Source organism: Myxococcus sp. XM-1-1-1 (assembly GCF_020037095.1).
Taxonomy (GTDB): Bacteria; Myxococcota; Myxococcia; order Myxococcales; family Myxococcaceae; genus Myxococcus; species Myxococcus fulvus.
Map to the genome: position 1 here is coordinate 109,542 of NZ_JAIQDH010000013.1, position 15,865 is coordinate 125,406.

General features: G+C 68.0%; 15 protein-coding genes. 8 read left to right on the forward strand and 7 right to left on the reverse strand.

What is annotated here, in order from left to right; all coding sequences use genetic code 11:
- Positions 1 to 5: 5 nt before the first annotated feature.
- Positions 6 to 1,775: a DUF4397 domain-containing protein gene (locus K8640_RS24290; protein ID WP_223749228.1), complete on the forward strand. Its 1,770-nt coding sequence runs from the start codon at positions 6 to 8 to the stop codon at positions 1,773 to 1,775.
- Between the two features lie 84 nt (positions 1,776 to 1,859).
- On the opposite strand, the gene K8640_RS24295 is transcribed toward K8640_RS24290, so the two are convergent.
- The 3 genes from K8640_RS24295 to K8640_RS24305 form a co-directional block, all read right to left on the reverse strand.
- Positions 1,860 to 2,063: a hypothetical protein gene (locus tag K8640_RS24295; protein WP_223749229.1), complete on the reverse strand. Its 204-nt coding sequence runs from the start codon at positions 2,061 to 2,063 to the stop codon at positions 1,860 to 1,862.
- Between the two features lie 222 nt (positions 2,064 to 2,285).
- Positions 2,286 to 3,047 carry a double-CXXCG motif protein gene (locus K8640_RS24300; RefSeq protein WP_223749345.1) on the reverse strand — a complete coding sequence of 254 codons (762 nt, stop codon included), beginning with the start codon at positions 3,045 to 3,047 and terminating at the stop codon, positions 2,286 to 2,288.
- On the reverse strand, positions 3,047 to 3,754 hold the full coding sequence (locus tag K8640_RS24305; protein WP_223749230.1) for a TIGR02269 family lipoprotein: 708 nt from the start codon (positions 3,752 to 3,754) through the stop codon (positions 3,047 to 3,049). The genes K8640_RS24300 and K8640_RS24305 overlap by 1 nt, the downstream gene beginning before the upstream one ends.
- 381 nt (positions 3,755 to 4,135) lie before the next feature.
- Between K8640_RS24305 and K8640_RS24310 the strand changes: the two genes are divergently transcribed.
- Both K8640_RS24310 and bla read left to right on the forward strand, forming a co-directional pair.
- A complete protein-coding gene (locus tag K8640_RS24310; RefSeq protein WP_223749231.1) occupies positions 4,136 to 4,516 on the forward strand; it encodes a DUSAM domain-containing protein in 381 nt (126 codons plus the stop codon).
- A 106-nt stretch (positions 4,517 to 4,622) separates the two neighbouring features.
- Positions 4,623 to 5,516, forward strand: coding sequence for a subclass B3 metallo-beta-lactamase (gene bla, locus K8640_RS24315; RefSeq protein WP_255653415.1), 894 nt, complete (start codon positions 4,623 to 4,625; stop codon positions 5,514 to 5,516).
- 57 nt (positions 5,517 to 5,573) lie between these two features.
- Here the strand turns inward: bla and K8640_RS24320 are convergent, their stop codons facing one another.
- Complete coding sequence (locus K8640_RS24320; RefSeq protein WP_223749232.1) at positions 5,574 to 6,155, reverse strand: MBL fold metallo-hydrolase; 582 nt, start codon at positions 6,153 to 6,155, stop codon at positions 5,574 to 5,576.
- A gap of 423 nt (positions 6,156 to 6,578) precedes the next feature.
- Here K8640_RS24320 and K8640_RS24325 point away from each other — a divergent pair, with 423 nt between their 5' ends.
- Complete coding sequence (locus K8640_RS24325; protein WP_223749233.1) at positions 6,579 to 7,994, forward strand: hypothetical protein; 1,416 nt, start codon at positions 6,579 to 6,581, stop codon at positions 7,992 to 7,994.
- 280 nt (positions 7,995 to 8,274) lie between these two features.
- Here K8640_RS24325 and K8640_RS24330 read toward each other — a convergent pair whose 3' ends face one another.
- Positions 8,275 to 8,784: a hypothetical protein gene (locus K8640_RS24330; protein WP_223749234.1), complete on the reverse strand. Its 510-nt coding sequence runs from the start codon at positions 8,782 to 8,784 to the stop codon at positions 8,275 to 8,277.
- Between the two features lie 86 nt (positions 8,785 to 8,870).
- A complete protein-coding gene (locus K8640_RS24335) occupies positions 8,871 to 10,214 on the reverse strand; it encodes a short-chain fatty acid transporter (protein ID WP_223749235.1) in 1,344 nt (447 codons plus the stop codon).
- Between the two features lie 118 nt (positions 10,215 to 10,332).
- Here K8640_RS24335 and K8640_RS24340 point away from each other — a divergent pair, with 118 nt between their 5' ends.
- Genes K8640_RS24340 through K8640_RS24350 form a run of 3 tightly spaced genes read left to right on the forward strand, consistent with a single transcriptional unit; the run spans position 10,333 to position 13,034 of the window.
- Complete coding sequence (locus K8640_RS24340; protein WP_223749236.1) at positions 10,333 to 11,808, forward strand: ATPase domain-containing protein; 1,476 nt, start codon at positions 10,333 to 10,335, stop codon at positions 11,806 to 11,808.
- A gap of 25 nt (positions 11,809 to 11,833) precedes the next feature.
- Positions 11,834 to 12,202: a response regulator gene (locus tag K8640_RS24345; protein WP_046710836.1), complete on the forward strand. Its 369-nt coding sequence runs from the start codon at positions 11,834 to 11,836 to the stop codon at positions 12,200 to 12,202.
- Positions 12,203 to 12,212: 10 nt separating this feature from the next.
- A complete protein-coding gene (locus tag K8640_RS24350; protein WP_223749237.1) occupies positions 12,213 to 13,034 on the forward strand; it encodes a hypothetical protein in 822 nt (273 codons plus the stop codon).
- A 7-nt stretch (positions 13,035 to 13,041) separates the two neighbouring features.
- Here the strand turns inward: K8640_RS24350 and K8640_RS24355 are convergent, their stop codons facing one another.
- Positions 13,042 to 14,400 (reverse strand): sigma 54-interacting transcriptional regulator, encoded by a 1,359-nt coding sequence (locus K8640_RS24355; RefSeq protein ID WP_223749238.1) that lies wholly within the window; start codon positions 14,398 to 14,400, stop codon positions 13,042 to 13,044.
- A 180-nt stretch (positions 14,401 to 14,580) separates the two neighbouring features.
- On the opposite strand from K8640_RS24355, the gene K8640_RS24360 reads away from it, so the two are divergent.
- Entirely contained in the window at positions 14,581 to 15,708 is a 1,128-nt protein-coding gene (locus tag K8640_RS24360; protein ID WP_223749239.1) for an ADYC domain-containing protein, read from the forward strand.
- Positions 15,709 to 15,865 lie beyond the last annotated feature (157 nt).

Consider the following 15,865-nt stretch of genomic DNA (forward strand, 5'->3'; position numbering starts at 1 on the left):
CCAACGTGACCCAGAGCAGACTCCTGCGTGTGTGGCTGTTGATGCTGGCGGGCCTGTTGTCGGTGGGGCCCATCGGGTGTGGAGATGATTCCGAGGACCCGAGGCCCGACTCGGGCGTGCCGGACTCGGGCGTGCCGGACGCGGGACGGGACTCCGGCCCCGGACCTGTCGACAGTGGGCCGGATGGGGGCCCTGTCGTCCCGGATGCGGGGGCTCCGGATGCGGGCCCTGTCGTGCCGGACGCGGGGACTCCGGATGCGGGGATTCCGGATGCGGGGCCGGACACGCGGCCTCGGGCGCGGGTGCGCTTCGTGAATGCCTTCCTGGGTTCGAAGGGCAATCCCACGGATGTGACGGACCAGCCCTGGGCGCCCTTCTCGGTGGACCTGCACGTGGGGGACTCGAAGCTGTTCACCTCGGTGGAGGCGGGGGGCGAGGCGGTGACCGCGTTCCAGGAGGTGATTCTCACGGGCGACACTCAGGAGGTGGTGTTCGTGGCGCGCGACACGGGAGGAGGCGAGTCGGCTCCGGTGCTCGCGCAGGTGGGCTTCACGCTGGAGGCGGGGAAGTGGGTGACGGTGGTGGGCGCGGGCTCGTTGCTCCAGGTGGGACAGGAGCGACCGGACCGTCCTCGGCTGGTGGTGTTGCGGGATGACGCGTTGGGGGGCGAGACGGAGCCGGACCTGGTGCGGGTGCGCTTCATGTCGGCGGACCGGGTCACCTCCGCGACGGCGACGCGTCGCCTGGCCGACGAGGCGGGCAATCCCTACGAGGGCAACACGGTCAATGCCTACTCGGTGGACGAGCACGAGGAGGGGGTGCGGGTTCCACGGGAGGACGTGAGGGTGAGCGTCACGGGGGCGAGCCCGGCCTTCACGCCCTCGCAGAGTGGATGGCTTTACTACAACCTGCCGCCGCGGACGCTCGAGGAGGGGCGGGCGTACTACGTCATCAACACCGGTGAGGACCGGCGCACGCTGCCGGATGATGGGGCCTCCGCGCTGCTCATCATCACCGCGAAGCAGGACCAGGTCGTGCGGCTGCGGCGCGGACCGCTGGTCTACTTCTTCAACGGGCTGCTCCCCGCCACACCCGGGGGCACGGCGTCCTCGCTCCAGGTCGTCTACCAGTCGCTCAACATCGCCACGGGCATCACCTACGGCACGTCGCCGAAGGTGGCGGACCTGCCCGTGTCGGAGACGGGCGTACCCGTGCGCGTCACCGTCAATGGTCAGCCCGGGCAGGCGGTGCTCGAGTCCGCGAACAGCGGGCCGCTGGAGGCCGGTGGCCGCTACCTGGGCGTGCTGTGTGGACGACAGGGCGCCTCGCCGACGCTCACCGTGGTGAGGGAGCGGTTCGCGGCGGAGGTGCCTCCGTCGGCGTTCCTGCGCTTCATCCACTGTTCGGCCAGCGCGCCGACGCCGCTCGACTTCGGGTCCTATTCGATGCTGGAGGATGGCTTCAGTCGGGGGGACTTCTCGCCGCTCCTCACGGAGGCGTCGTTCCTGACGGCCACCGAGCCCGCGGCGGGTGTGGTCTTCTCTCCGCCCGTGTCCAACACGTCCCCGGCGTACACGTGGCTGGGCGTGCGCACGACGGGTGGGTCCTCACTGGAGCGCTTCATCCGGGGCAGGGTGCTCGCCACGCCATCCTTCCTCATCCTCATCGGTGAGTGGGAGGGCTCCCTCACGTACCGGACGCTCAACGTCCGGCAGAACAACTGGGGCGCCTCGGGCCCCAACGACGCCAGCTTCAGTCCGCTGCCGGCGCCGTGAGTCGGGCCTGACGATTCCGACGCCCACCCGGGCCCTTGCAACAGGGGCTCGAGGTGGGCGCGGTGTTTTCAGCGACCCGGGGTGTCAGACGTCGATGTAGCAGAGGCACATCCCATTGATGCAGGCGCCATTCGCACCCGACAGGCTGCACTGGTATTGGCACTCGGACCTGCTGCAGATGGGCGGGATGGAGGGGCCCGCGGCCTCCGCCGCCAGCGGGAAGGCTCCCAGGGTGAAGCCTCCGCCCAGTCCCACCATCAACGCCGTGCTCATCATGATTCGATACATGTGTCCTCCCATGCGCGGAGGATTCCGCGCGGGAGGACTACCCGGGCGACGCCGTGCTCATTTCCAGCCGGAGACCGTCGACCTGGAGTCGTTGCTTTTTCAGCCTCATTCCCTGGGCTCGGGAATGGTTGTCGTGAGATGGAAATATCGGCTCAGGTCTGGTGTCGCGCCACCGCACGGAAGAACTGGGTGAGCGAGGAGTCCAGCAGGGACTGCACCGACTCACACGAGCACGGGTTCCGGCGGCGCTCCCTTGCGCGGCAGCTTCTTCTCGGGAGGCGGGCCCATCACATCCTCGACGGCGACACCGCTCTCGTCGAGACGTGCGGCGAACTCCGCGAAGCGCTCGCTCACGAGGATGTACACCGGCATCGCAGCGAACCGGACCACGTCGAGCGTCGGCACGCTCCCCGCGTCGAGCCACCACGTGTCGGACGTGGCGTACTTGGACTGACCACACGTGACACACGGCTCGCCGTAGTGCACGCGCTGGCACCCGGCGCCCAGCGCGCCTTGTCGGGTGAGGGCCAGTTCGTAGAGCGGCCCGCGCTTGTTCCCCGTGATGCGGCTCTCCACGGGCGCGATGCCCGTCAGGCCCGCCGCCGTCATCTGCTCGAGCACGTCGCCGTGGACCAACATCGTCCATGGGTCTTGCAGGACGAAGGGCGGGAGACTGCCGCTGGCCTTCCCAACGAGAGGGCCCAGGCCCACGCCTGGCTGAACGACGGCTCCCTCCGGCAGGTACGGCATCACTCCATCACGGAGCCGCACGTACTCATCCCAGGGCACCTGCCGCGCCTTGCGGTACTCCTTCTCTCCGGGGTGGTTCGAAAGGTTCACGGGGGGGAGTTCCAACCCGAGGTCCGAGTACTCGGTATCGCATGTCGGGCAGACCGAGTCGGGCAGGCGCCATTGCCGTTTCGCGATGTAGCTGCCTCGGTGCTTCGAGCCCGTTGCGGACGTCTTCAGCCGAAAATAGCGCATCACCCACCTCCCTCTTCCGCGAGACTCCAGTCACCGAGCTTCTGCCAGTACGACATGGGCATGCCCACCAGACCGTACTTTTGAATCATGTAGCCCGCCTGCTCCATCAACTCCCACCTCTCCGCGCGCTTCCCGTCCTTCTCCACCCGCTGGATGAACTCTCGCCAATCGCTGTTCCACGGTCCACCGTACCCGTCCCGATGGATTCGCTTGTGCTGGGCCACGTCGATGGCGAGGGCGAACTCGTGGATGTTGATGCCACGCCTGGTGAAGTACTCCTCCAGCGCCCTGGGGAAGATGTGGTGCTTCTCCTTGGGCCTGGACGCCCATTCGGCATGAGCCTTGCGCACGCGGGCCTGACTGGGCAGTTCCTCGTCTCGGTGGAACTTGAAGACCATGACCGGCTCGCGGCCCGGCATGGGCATGGAGGGGAGCCAGTTACGCTGTGGGGCTCGCGCGGCCCTCGTGGGCGCACTCCCACGCAGCGCCAGCGGAGGTGTGGCCACGTCCTCGCACCGGTAGAGGCCACACGTCTCGCCCTCACACGCGACGACCGTGCACCCGGCATCTTCTGACTCCGCGGCGCACTCCGAGGCCGACTGTCCAGCCCCGTCGCCGAGTCGTGCCCTATCGCCAGCGTCTGTCGTAGCGCAGCCGATGAGCAACCATGCGGCCGTCACCCACAACCACTTCCAGATGGTGTTCATGCATCCCCGCTTTTGCAGGCGAGAGTCATCACAACCCAAGCCAGGGTTCGCGAACCTCCCTCACCTGTCCGGCCCCATCACCCCCGAAGTGCCTCCTCCAGCAGCATCTCCAACTTCATCCGAATGGCTCCCAGGAACAGCGTGCGCACCGGCACGTGGGAATACCGGCCAGGAGCGGACCGTCACCTGGAAGCACGCCACGCCCCACCTTCTCCTGGGCGTCCACCCCAATCTTCCAACGCCCCAGGCCTACGCATGCACATCGACGCCTCCGTGGATTGCCCTTGAAGGGACTTTCAGGACATGCCTCGACCCCTCGAGAGGTGGTAGGGCCCGCAGGAATGGCCAGGCGACAAGTGCTATCCGAAGACGAGGTCGTGCGTGTCCGATGAACTGGACTGGGACCCCATCCGCACCCTTGCCCGTCGTGTGTTGCAGGGCGGTGAAGGCCTCGTGCTCACCGATGACATCCGCACCCTGCTCGAGCGCACGGCCCGTGAGGTTGGTATCGGTATCTCCGAAGCCACCGATTTGCTGGCAACGGACGCTGGCGCCCGGACGCTCTTGGAAGAGTGCGCGCGGCGCATTCGCGAGGGCTCCAGCCGCATGGTGTCTTCACTGAACCAGATGTACCGTCACAAGCGAGCCGGCGACTTCGATGCTGCTCGCCAGGTGATGCGGGACGTGCTCGCCGTCGAGCGGGTGCCGCACTATCGCGAAGTGGCCCAAGGACAGCTCGACGAGATGTCCGACGACCCGTGACGTGAGTCGTGGCTCGGAGACACCACGTCTTGCGGTCCCGTATCCGCGAAGCCCCCGCGTGGTGCCGTGCTAGCGTCCCCGCACCTTCCTGCCCTCTTCACCCACCATGCGCTTCCGGACATTCACCTGGGTTCTCTCCTCCTGCCTGCTGGGCGCCGCGACCGCTGTCGCCACACCGCCGGCTCAGCCGAAACTCCCGCCGCTTCCACAGTTACAGGCCTACACCGTGGACGCGCCCTGGTTGCAGCCCATCCTGCCGCTGCGCATCGCCGACCGCACCTGGCAGATTGGCACCGAGGAGCTGACCGCCCTGCTGGTGGAGACCCAGGACGGTGTCGTGCTGCTCGACGGCGGCATGCCCCAGATGGCCGACCATCTGCTGGAGAACCTGCGGCGTCGTGGCTTCAAGCCCCAGGACCTGCGCCTGCTGCTGAGCAGCCACGCCCATGCCGACCATGCCGGTCCCTTCGCCGCGTTGAAGCGCCGCACCGGCGCGCGGGTCGTCGCCAGCGCCGAATCCGCGGTCCTGCTGGCTCGCGGGGGCGTCGATGATCTGCACTTCGGTGATGACTTCGTCTTCGCCCCCGTCGTGGTGGACCGCGTGGTGATGGACGGCGAGGTCGTCAAGCAGGGCGGCGTCGAGTTCACCGCGCACTTCATGCCAGGGCACACCCCTGGCAGCACCGCCTGGACGTGGACGGATACACGAGACGGCAAGCCCGTGCGCATCGCCTACGTCGACAGTCTCAGCACCCCCGGGTATCAGTTGCTGGGCAACCCGCGCTACCCCCGACTGGTCGACGACTATCGACGCAGCCTCGCCACCGTGCGCGCGCTGCCTTGTGATGTCTTGCTGTCACCTCATCCGAGCTTCAGCGGCTGGGAATACTCCGCCGGAGACAAGGCCGGCGCCAAGGCGCTGACCTGCAAGGCCTACGCGGACGCCGCCGAGCACGACTTCAACGCCAGGCTGAGCGAGCAGCGTCGCAAGCCTCGTTGAACCACGCGTGCCCACCCGAGCCCTCGAAACAGGGGCTCGTGGCGGGCCGTGCCTTCTTCACTCCGCGCTGAGCCGGGCCTCCGGCCACCGCTGACCCGAGCTGTAGTTGAGGGGCACCCACCGGTAGCTCCGCCCCTCCGCGCTCAGTCGGCCCAGTCCAGGAAACGGCATGTGCGAGAGCCCAATCAGGTCTCCGCGCGCCGCGGCGTCGGCGAACACACGCGCCCGCTGCGCGGCGGCGGACCGGTCATCCACGTCGTAGGCCACCGTCACCGAGGGCTCGCGCAGCTGCACCGAGCCGAAGTGCATCAGGTCGCCGAACAGGACCAGCCGCTGGCGCCGGCTCTCGATGATGAAGCTGCTGTGCCCCGGCGTATGTCCCGTCGTCGGCATGACCCGGATGCCCGGGACGATGGTGTCCCCACCGCCGAATGTCCGCAGCTTCCCGGCCGCGCGGTAGGGCTCCACCATCGCCCGCGCCTCCTCGAAGTACTTCGGGTCCACCGTGCCCTTGCCCTTGTCGCGCCCGAGCCAGAAGTCCGCCTCGCGTGCATGCACCTGGAGGAGGGCGTTGGGGAACAGCCGACGCGCGCCGGACATCAGCCCTCCGGAGTGGTCGGAGTGGATGTGCGTGAGCAACCATGGCCAGCGTCAGGCCGACTCCACTGCGCGAATGCCGCTCAGCGCGCATGGTCCCCCAGTTTCCAGTTGAGAAGGTGCTCGGCTGCAGCCCCAGTTCCATGCACTCTTGCAATTCATCTGACGTGGAAGCCGAGCAACTGTTAGAGGCGCGTTCGACCTGCCTTTAGAAACGCAAGAGCAGGTCGAAATAGACTCCCTCCCGCTGGAATCAGTATGAAATGCAGTCGCTGTAGTCGGTCCAGGTAGAGCAAATTTGCACATAGGCCGCTGCGGTTGCTCATGTCGTCAACGGATGGGTCCCATTCAACCTCTAGACGGCTCCATGAAAATCACCCTAGCCTCTGTAGTGAAGTTCGATTCTCAGGATGTCTCTATTCCTTCTGAATCCGAGTACACACTTTTGCTTGGGCGAGTGCAAAGATGATGAACGTCTATACAACCGAGTTCCCCGCAAAGCCTGGCGCTGGTTTTGCCGAAATCCTTAAGATCTGCCATGTCTGGCTCTCGCAGAGTCCTCACTACAAGCTAAAGAAACTCCAGGCATTAAGTACTGTGGAGAACGAGATTTCAGACTTTTCGGTCGGGATGAATAATATTTTTACGGCCGAGATTAATCAAGGGGGTGAAAAGCGCGTTGGGATCCAACATTCGACAGTGGAGCGTGGACGGCGGAAGTGGACGGCGGAGATAGTCGCGAGTGAAGGTAGTGATTGCCTTTGGGTGTCTGTTGCCATTGGGTGTGAGGTGCTGGTTCCGGGAGAGCCTCCACCAGTCCCCAAAAAGCCGTTCATTATTGGTCAGTTGTTTTCGAAGGTAGGAGGAGGAAATGATGGCCCGTTGGTTGCGCAGGATAAACCCTTTCGACTGGGGCAGGGGGATCTTGAGTTGGCGAAGTCGATTGTGCTCAGGACATCGTCGAATCACCTTCCTGTTGTATATGTTAGTTGTGGATTCAATGGGCGCTCTCCGGTGGATACGAATGAATTGGCGAGTCGTCTTAGTGGCTTGGCTCATGTTGTCGTTGAACCGAATCGAATCTTTTCGATGCGACTTGCGCCGTTAGTGTCTTCATCGAATCCTTATGGAGGGGCACTTGGGCTGTTCTGGCCGGGAAGTCGTGGGCGTGTTGTTCGCTATCTTCCGAGTTCTTTCGAATCCATTAAGGAATTGCTGGATACGTTAGATGGTGATCTTCGCCAAGGCTGGCTCTTTTGGCGCTCTCCACGCAATAACTCGTGGGCTCAAATCAAAGAGGCAATATCGAGTGCGAAAATCCAAGAGCTTAAGTTGAAGGGAAGTCAGTCGCTTAATGAGTTCATGGAGGCTTTTGACCAGGAGAATGCTGCGTTGAGGCGACAGATTCAAGAGGGCGAAACGAGACAGTATTTCCTTGAGGAGACTCTGCGAAAACTCCAGTCGCAAAATCAGCAGGGAGGGGAATTGCGCTTTGTTAGAGGCAAGGAGGCCGAGCTTTTCCCTGGTGAGACTCGGGATGGGATTCTTAGAACGCTTCAGGAAGATCGAGTTGGTCTTTCTCAGGACTCTCGACGCAAAGTGATTCTTGATGATTTCCTTGAGGCAAATCAGGCGTCCGGGACTGCATCCGAGTTGGAGACGTCTATAAAGAATATATTATCGAAGACCGATCGCATATCGGCTGCTGAAATAAAGTCATTGGAGGGTCTTGGGTTTTCTGTTGCGGATGGTGGGAAACATTACAAGGCAGTATTCGGCGGGGAGCCTCGGCTTACATTTTCGCTGTTTAAGACGGCAAGTGATTACAGGGCGGGGAGGAATCTCGCGAGTGATATTGTTAAGAGAATTCTTGGCCGATAGAGAGCTGTTGCTTTCGTGTTGGCAGTGTCGAGTCGGGAATGTTTTATGGTTCGATGGTAAGTAGGGTGTCCCGTTGAGTTCGAAGCAGGAACGCGGGCCGCGCGTCGTTCTCCTGTCTCCGAATGGTCGCGCCTGATACTTGCTAGCTGGTGGCCTTCAGTAATCTGGCCCTTGCGTTGTGGCTCTTGTCGAACACCAACGCCCACCCAAGGCCGCAAGGGGCCTCGTGGTGGGCGTCAGGTGCTTCACGCATGCGCTCGAAGTGAGCGCGGTGCGTGACTCAGTTCACCTTGACCTGCAGCTCCTTGAGGACCTGGTCACCGCGCATCACGGAGACCGTCCAGTTGCCCGGCTTGTTGAGCCGCACGCCCGTCCACTGCCGCGCGCGCCAGCCGTCGCCCTTGAGCTTCACGTCCTTGGTCTCGCGCACCACGTTGCCCTGCTTGGTCTGCACCATGACGTCCTCGACCGAGTCGCCCTGGGGCACCAGGTAGGCCTGCCACAGCATCACGGTGGTGTTCGCCTTGATGCCCTCGGCGGCGACCTCGGCGATGCACTCGTACTTGTTGGGGCCGTCCTTGGCCACCTCCGTACAGAGCTTGGCCTCCACCAGCACGGGTCCCTGGCCCTTGCCGTTGTAGAAGAAGTTCCAGGTGTCACGGACCGCGTCCGCGCTCGGAACCTTCGCGGGCTCCTTGGCCGGAGCCTCCGCCGTCGCGTCCTGCGCCAACGCCAGCGACGACATCCCCAACACCGCACACACCATGGTCCGCGTCATCAGCTTCTTCATGCTCGGGGTCCCCTCGTTGGATGAGTTGGGACCCGCCTTCCCCGGCGGGTCCTGCCCGGAGGTCTAGCACGGAACCCCGTCGCGTCTCATCCGAGCCACCAGAACGCCAGCGTCACCAGCGGCAGGTACACCAGGAACGCCACCAGCAAGAACCCCAGGATGTCCTTGAACTCCAAACGGGCCACGGCCAGGAGCGGCAGCGCCCAGAAGGGCTGGATGAGGTCGGTGGCCATGTCACCCCAGGCGTACGCGAGCACCACCTTCTCCGGCGCCACCCCCAGCCGACTGGCCGCGTCGAGCAGGTAGGGCGCCTCGATGGCCCACTTGGAACCCCCCGACGGGACGAAGTAGTTCACCACGCCGCTGTAGAGATAGACGATGGCCGGGAAGGTCTGCGGCGTGGACAGCGACACGAAGAGCTGGCCGATGCGGTCCGTCAGCCCCGTGGCCTTGAAGATGCCGTAGATGCCCGCGTACAGGGGGAACTGCAGGACGATGCCGTGCAGCACCGTGCCGGCCTCCTCCGCCGCCTTGATGAGCCGCGCGGGCGTGCCGTGCAGCAGCACCGCGAGCACCAGGAAGGTGAAGTTCACCACGTTGAGGTTGAGCGCCCGCCAGCCGCCGTTGAGCCACAGGTACTGGCCCAGCCACAGCAACCCCAGCACCCCGAAGAGGACGTTGAGCAGCCGCGCGTGGTCCAGCCAGACGGCCAGGCTCTGGTCGGCGGGGCGCTCGGGCGGAACGAAGTCCCCCAGCTTCTCCAGCACCGCCGGGTCCACCCGCACCACGTGCTCGGGCCTGGGATGCAGCGCCCACGCCAGCAGCGTGAGGCCGGCGACGACGCCCACGGTGAGCGAGACGTTGAAGGGCGAGAAGAGCGTCCGGTCGATGGGGATGAGGCCCATGCTCTTCTCGAGGAAGTGGCCCGGCGTGGCGACCAGCAGCGGCGCGGAGGCGGACAGGCCCGCGTGCCACGTCGCGCCCAGGCCGAAGTACGCGCACGCGACGAGCAGCCGGTAGTCCACGTCCGGCCGGCGCCGCGCGACGAAGCGCACCAGCATGGCGCTGGCCACCAGGGACAGGCCCCAGTTGATGTACGCCAGCGCCATGGACACGAAGGCCATCAGCGCCACCGCGCCGCGCGGCGTGCGCGCCAGGCCGGACGCCTTCTCCAGGAGCGCTCGGACAGGCGTGGTGAGCGCGAGCAGGTAGCCAGTGAACATCACCAGTGCCATCTGCATGGAGAACGTGAGCAGCTCCCAGAAGCCGCCGCCCCACGCGTCGAGCACCTTGGGGGGACTTGCGCCCACCCAGCCCATGGCGAGGCCCATGGTCAACAGGCTCAGGAGTACGGCGATGGAGAACGCGCTGGGCACGAAGCGCGCGGAGAAACGGCCAAGGGCTTCGGCGATGCGGACGAGGGTGTCCACGCGGGGCAGGGGCTCCTGGAGGGTTCCAGGTCCGTTCTACGGCATTCCGAGGGCTTGTCGTGCTCCCTGTAAGCAATCCAGGCGCGCGGGACGTACGTTTTGCGGTATGAGCGCTCCCATGTCTCCTTCCGAGCAAGCGCCGCGGCAGGACGCGCGTGTGTCCACCGGCGTGCCCGGCCTGGACGCCGTGCTGGGCGGTGGCCTCATCACCTCGGGTGTCTACATCGTCGTGGGCGAGCCCGGGGCGGGCAAGACACTCTTCGCCAACCAGCTCTGCTACCACCAGGGCCGAGCCGGGGTGCGCTGCCTCTACGTGACGCTCCTGGCCGAGTCGCACGCGCGCATGCTCGCCAACATGCGGGACATGGCCTTCTTCGACCCCGCGCTGCTGCCCGATGGCGTGTACTACGTCAGCGGCTTCCGCACGCTGGAGGAGCAGGGGCTGCCGGGGCTGTTGGAGCTGTTGCGCCGCGAGGTGCGCAACCACAACGCCAACATCCTGGTGCTGGACGGCCTGGTGCAGGCCCAGGAGGCGGCGGGCAGCAGCCGCGACTTCAAGAAGTTCATCCACGAGCTGCAGGTGTCCGCGGGCCTGTCCCGCTTCACCGCGCTGATGCTCACCAGCTCCAACGGCCCCACCGTCCACCCCGAGTACACCATGGTGGATGGCATCCTGGAGCTGCGCGAGCGGACCCTGGGCGTGCGCTCCTGGCGCGAGCTGCAGGTCCGCAAGTTCCGCGGCGGCGCGACGATGGGGGGGGTGCACACCTTCCGCATCTCCAACGCGGGGCTGGAGGTCTTCCCCCGGCTGGAGGCCCGGATGCGGCGCGGCCCGCCGCCCGAGCCGCGCGAGAAGCGGGTCCACTTCGGCATCCCGTCCATGGACGCCCTCTTCCCCGGCGGGCTGGCGGCGGGCTCCACGTCGCTCTTGCTGGGGCCGCCGGGCAGCGGCAAGACGCTGATGGGCAGCAGCCTGCTCGTCGAGGGACTGAGGCAGGGCGAGAGCTGCCTGTACATGGGCTTCTACGAGTCGCCCGAGCGGCTGCTGCACAAGGTGGCGGCCGCCGGCATGGACATGTCCGGCGCGGTGAAGGAGGGCCGGATGCACCTGCTCTGGCAGCCCCCCGCCGAGTGCATCCTGGACGTGCTCGCGGACCAGCTGTTGAGCGCGGTGCGCAAGCACGACGTGTCGCGGGTGTTCGTGGACGGGCTGCCCGCCATGAGCCAGGCGGCGCCGGACCCCGCGCGCATGCCGTCGTTCTTCGCGGCGCTCACGCAGGAGCTGCGCTCCTCTTGCGCCACCACCATCTTCAGTCTGGAGACGCCGCGCCTGTTCGGGCCGGTGCTCGACGTCCCCCTGGAGCCGGGGCCCTCCGCCGTGGCGGAGAACCTCTTCTTCCTGCGTCACGTGGAGCTGGAGGGGCGTCTGCGCCGGCTGTTGACCCTCTTCAAGCTGCGGGACACCGACTACGACCCCTCCATCCGGGAGTTCGTCATCTCCCGCCAAGGAATCGAGGTTCAGCCTCCCTTCGACGTCGCCCTGGACACCCTGTTGACGGGGCTTGCCCGCCACCGGAGCGGTGGCCATCCCTGATTCGCGAGGAGCGCAGCCCGCCCGTATGGAGACGGTCCTGGTGGTGGATGACGAGCAGGGCATCCTGGAGGCCCTCGCGGACCTTTTGCGCGAGGAGGGCTACCGGGTGCTGACGGCCTCGCATGGTCGCGAGGCGCTGGCGCGCATGAGCGAGCTGCGCCCGGACCTGGTCCTCACCGACTGGATGATGCCGGTGATGGACGGCCCCGCGCTCATCAAGCACATCCGCACGGAGCCGGAGTGGAAGGGCGTGTCGCTGCTGGGCATGAGCGCGGTGGACGTGGCCGCGCTGCGCGCGGAGTACCCGGGCATCCCCTTCCTCCAGAAGCCCTTCGACATCCCCGCGCTGATGAAGCAGGTCCGCAAGGCCCTGGACGGCAAGCGCGCGCTCTAGAAGGGCCCCCATGTTCTACCTGCTGAAGCTCGGCCCGGTGCCGCTCTCCCAGGGCACGACGGACGTGTACCTGCGCATCACCGACGCGGGCGAGCCGTCCGCGCCCGTGTTCGAGCGCGACGACGTGGCGGGGCTGACGGTGCTCCTGGAGGGGCTGGAAGCGCGCGAGTCGGTGCGGTGCGAGCCGGCGTTGGCCCAGGCTGGCGCCGCGCTGGGCGTGCGGGCGGAGGAGCCGACGGAGGCGGCGTTGTCGTCGCGGGCGGCCATCGCCACGTTCCTGGCCTGGGGACAGCGGGGGTTGTCCGGGCTGGGCTCGGACAAGGCGCTGTTGTTCGTGCAGGCGGCCACCGAGTACTGGGAGGCGCGGCCGTGGACGCATTGGGATGACAGCCAGCCCTTCGAGGTGGCGGTGTCCGGTCCGCTGACGCACACCTTCGAGGGCTGCGTGTTCCACACCGGCGATGGCCGGGCGGGGCTGGCGCTGTACTTCCAGCCGGGCGCGCTCCAACAGCTGATGCACATGCAGGCGCAGGGACAGGCGGAGGCGGCGCAGGGGCTGCCGGCCATCGCGGTGACGCTGGACACGACGCCGGCGTACGCGGTGGAGGCGCTGTCCTCGGCGGGGCGGGTGCCCCGGCTGCCCATGCCGCTGAAGACGGGCGCGGGCGGCGTGGGCGTGCCGTCGACGGTGGAGGCGCTGTTGCTGGTGGCCACGCTGCGCGCGGTGGCGCGGCTGGGGCCCGAGCAGCAGGAGGTGCTCAGCAGCGTGGTGGCGGGGGACGCGCGCATGGAGGTCCACGTGCGCGCCCCGAAGCCGCGCGTGCGGCACTGAGGCGGCCTTACCCGCGCGGGGCCGCGCCCAGGCCGTGGCGCTGCAGCAGGCGGCGCAGGTGCGTGCGGTGCATCCCCAGCGCGCGGGCCGCGGCGGCCACGTTGCCTCCGTGGGCGCGCAGGGCCTCCTCCACGCGCGCGCGCTCCGAGTCCTCCAGGGGCGGGCGGGGGCGGGGCGGCCTGGGCGCTGGCGCCTCTTCTGGAGTCCGCTCCCGTGGGTCGGTGTTGAACGCGTGGCCCGCGCCCGGTGCCAGGTGCCCCGCCTCGATGCGTCGGGCGCCGCGCAGGAGGGCCTCTTGGCTGGCGCCGCGCACCTCCACGCGCAGCTCGCGCACGTTGCCCGGCCAGGCGCGCAGCAGGCAGGCCTCGAACAGCGAGACGTGCGCGCCGAGGCCCTCGGGGCCCTCCTGGAGGAAGCGCGCCACCAGGAGCGTGAGCTCCTCCGGGCGTTGTCGCAGGGCGGGCAGGCGGACCTCCGGGCGACCGAGCCGGAAGTACAGGTCCTCGCGCAGCCGTCCGGTGGCCACCTGCGCTCGCAGGTCCCGGTTGCTGGCCGAGCACACCCGCACGTCCACCTTGCGGGCGCGCGAGCTGCCCAGGGGGAGGACCTCGTGGGTCTCCAGCGTCCGCAGCAGCTTGGCCTGCACCTGGAGGTCCAGCTCCGTCACCTCGTCGAGGAACAGCGTCCCGCCGTCCGCGGCCTGGAGGTAGCCCTCCGCGTCGTCGGCGCCGGAGTAGGCGCCCCGCTTCGCGCCGAACAGCAGGCGCTCGGCGAGCCCCTGGGGGATGGCCGCGCAGTTGACGGCCACGAAGGGCCCCGCGCGCCTGGGGCCCAACTCATGGAACGCCCGCGCCACGCCCTCCTTGCCCGCGCCGCTCTCGCCGTGGATGTGCAGCGTCAGGCCATGCTGGGCCAGGCGTGACACCTGCTCCAGCAGCCGCCGCATCGCGGGCCCGCGCACGAAGCCCCCGTCGTCGATGACGCCCTGGCGCGCGAGCGGGCCCACATCCGCGCTGGGGATGAACAGGGAGTCGCCCAGGCGCAGGACGCGGTGCACCTGGCGCCGCTCGCCGGAGGGGAGCGGCTCTCCGTCCACGAAGGTGCCGTTCTGGCTGCCCAGGTCGGTGACCCAGCAGCGCTGGCCGTCGTGGCTCACCCGCGCGTGGTGGCGTGACATCCTGGGGTCGGCCGGCTCGCTCAGGCCGGGCGTGCCCCGCCCCAGCGCCTGCTCGCCGTGGAGCGGCACGGCCACGGCCACCGGAGCGCCCGCGCCGAGGACCTGCACCAGCCCGGGCCGGGGTGGCTCGTCCGAGTCCCGCCGCGCGGCGGCGTCGCTCTGCCCCAGGGTCGACCCCTCGTGTTCCATGGGGCCCATCTTACGTAAACCGGCGGTGTCACCAGGCACTGTGCCACCTGGGTGTGCCACGTGCGCCGCTGGCGGGGGGCGCCGCTCGGGCGTGGGCGCGGGAGGGGGTTGGCACGGGGCTGGCTAACGTGGCCACCGCGAACGACCCGCGCCCTTGGCGCGGCTTTTGAGGAGACATCTTTGGCGAGGATTCAGCAGGCGTGGCTCGTGGGCACTCTGGCGTTGTTGGCGGTGGGTGGAGGGTGCCGGCTGACGGCGCCCCCGGGGCCGCTCCAGGCGGGGCGGTCCGACGGTCCGACGGGGGGCGGGGGCTGTCCCACGGGGCAGTGCGACCCGGACCCCAACGGCCTGGGCATCTACATCGCGGAGGGCGACGACTACTGCTTCCAGCACGAGGGGCGGCCCGTGTGGTGTCCGGAGGGCTTCCTGAACACCGCGGAGGGCGTGCTGATGCGGGTGCGCTCCACGGCCGAGCGGCGCACGGTGCTCGACGTGCCGGTTCGGCTCACCCGTCCGTCGGAGCCGGAGCCGGAGGCCATCGGGGTGCTCACGGGCCTGCACGCCAGCCCCGCGGACTTCTTCGTGGCGCTCACGCAAGGGGGCGAGTCGCGCAAGGTGCGCGGGGCCTCGCTGGCGAAGCTGTCGTTCTACTTCCTCCTGCCGGTGGACGTGGGGGGCGGAGACAGCCGCCAGGTGCTCCACGAGCTGTCGCTGGGCGCGCCGGAGGCGGGCCGCTTCCAGGTGCGCTACCGGGTGGTGGGGACCGGGGACTGGCAGCCCCAGTGCCGGGCGACGGGGGGGCAGGGTGACGCGCGGTCCGTCTTGCTGCCGGGGCGACAGGTGGATGGCCTGAGCGCCGCGGTGCGCGAGCGCGCCAGCGCGGTGACGCTGGCTTGCGAGACGGGCGCCATCGCGGCGTGCCTGAAGTGGAAGTATCAGCCGTGGGACCCGGAGACGCACCAGGACGACGCGGAGCGGGAGCTCGTCTATCGGTCCTGTCTGCAGGCCAAGCGCGCCGCGTACTTCGTGGGACAGGGGGACCTGCGCGCGTTCACGGTGAGCGGCACGCCGTTCCTGCGGCGTGACGCGCACGGGTTCGACCCGCGCTCGGGAGCGCGGCTGGAGGATCTGGAGGCGCTGGAGGCGCTCTGGGGACCTCGGGGGGCGGTGTGCCTCAACCCGGAGAACCGTCGCCAGTCGACGCCGCCGCTGCCGAAGGGGCTGTCGCTGCCCAGGTGCGGCCCTGCGCCTCAGTGGCGCACGGACGCGCCGCTGGCGACCGGCGTGCCCAGGGCGGCGGAGCGCTGAGGCGCGCAGCGGGGGAGGTGGCGGAGCGCTGGGGCGGGGCGCGGGTGGCCAGCGTGTGCGAGGTGGCGGAGCGCTGGGGCGGGGCGCGGGTGGCCAGCGTGTGCGAGGTGGCGGAGCGTGGAGGCGCGCCGAGGGGGAGCCAGCGTGCGCAGGCCGG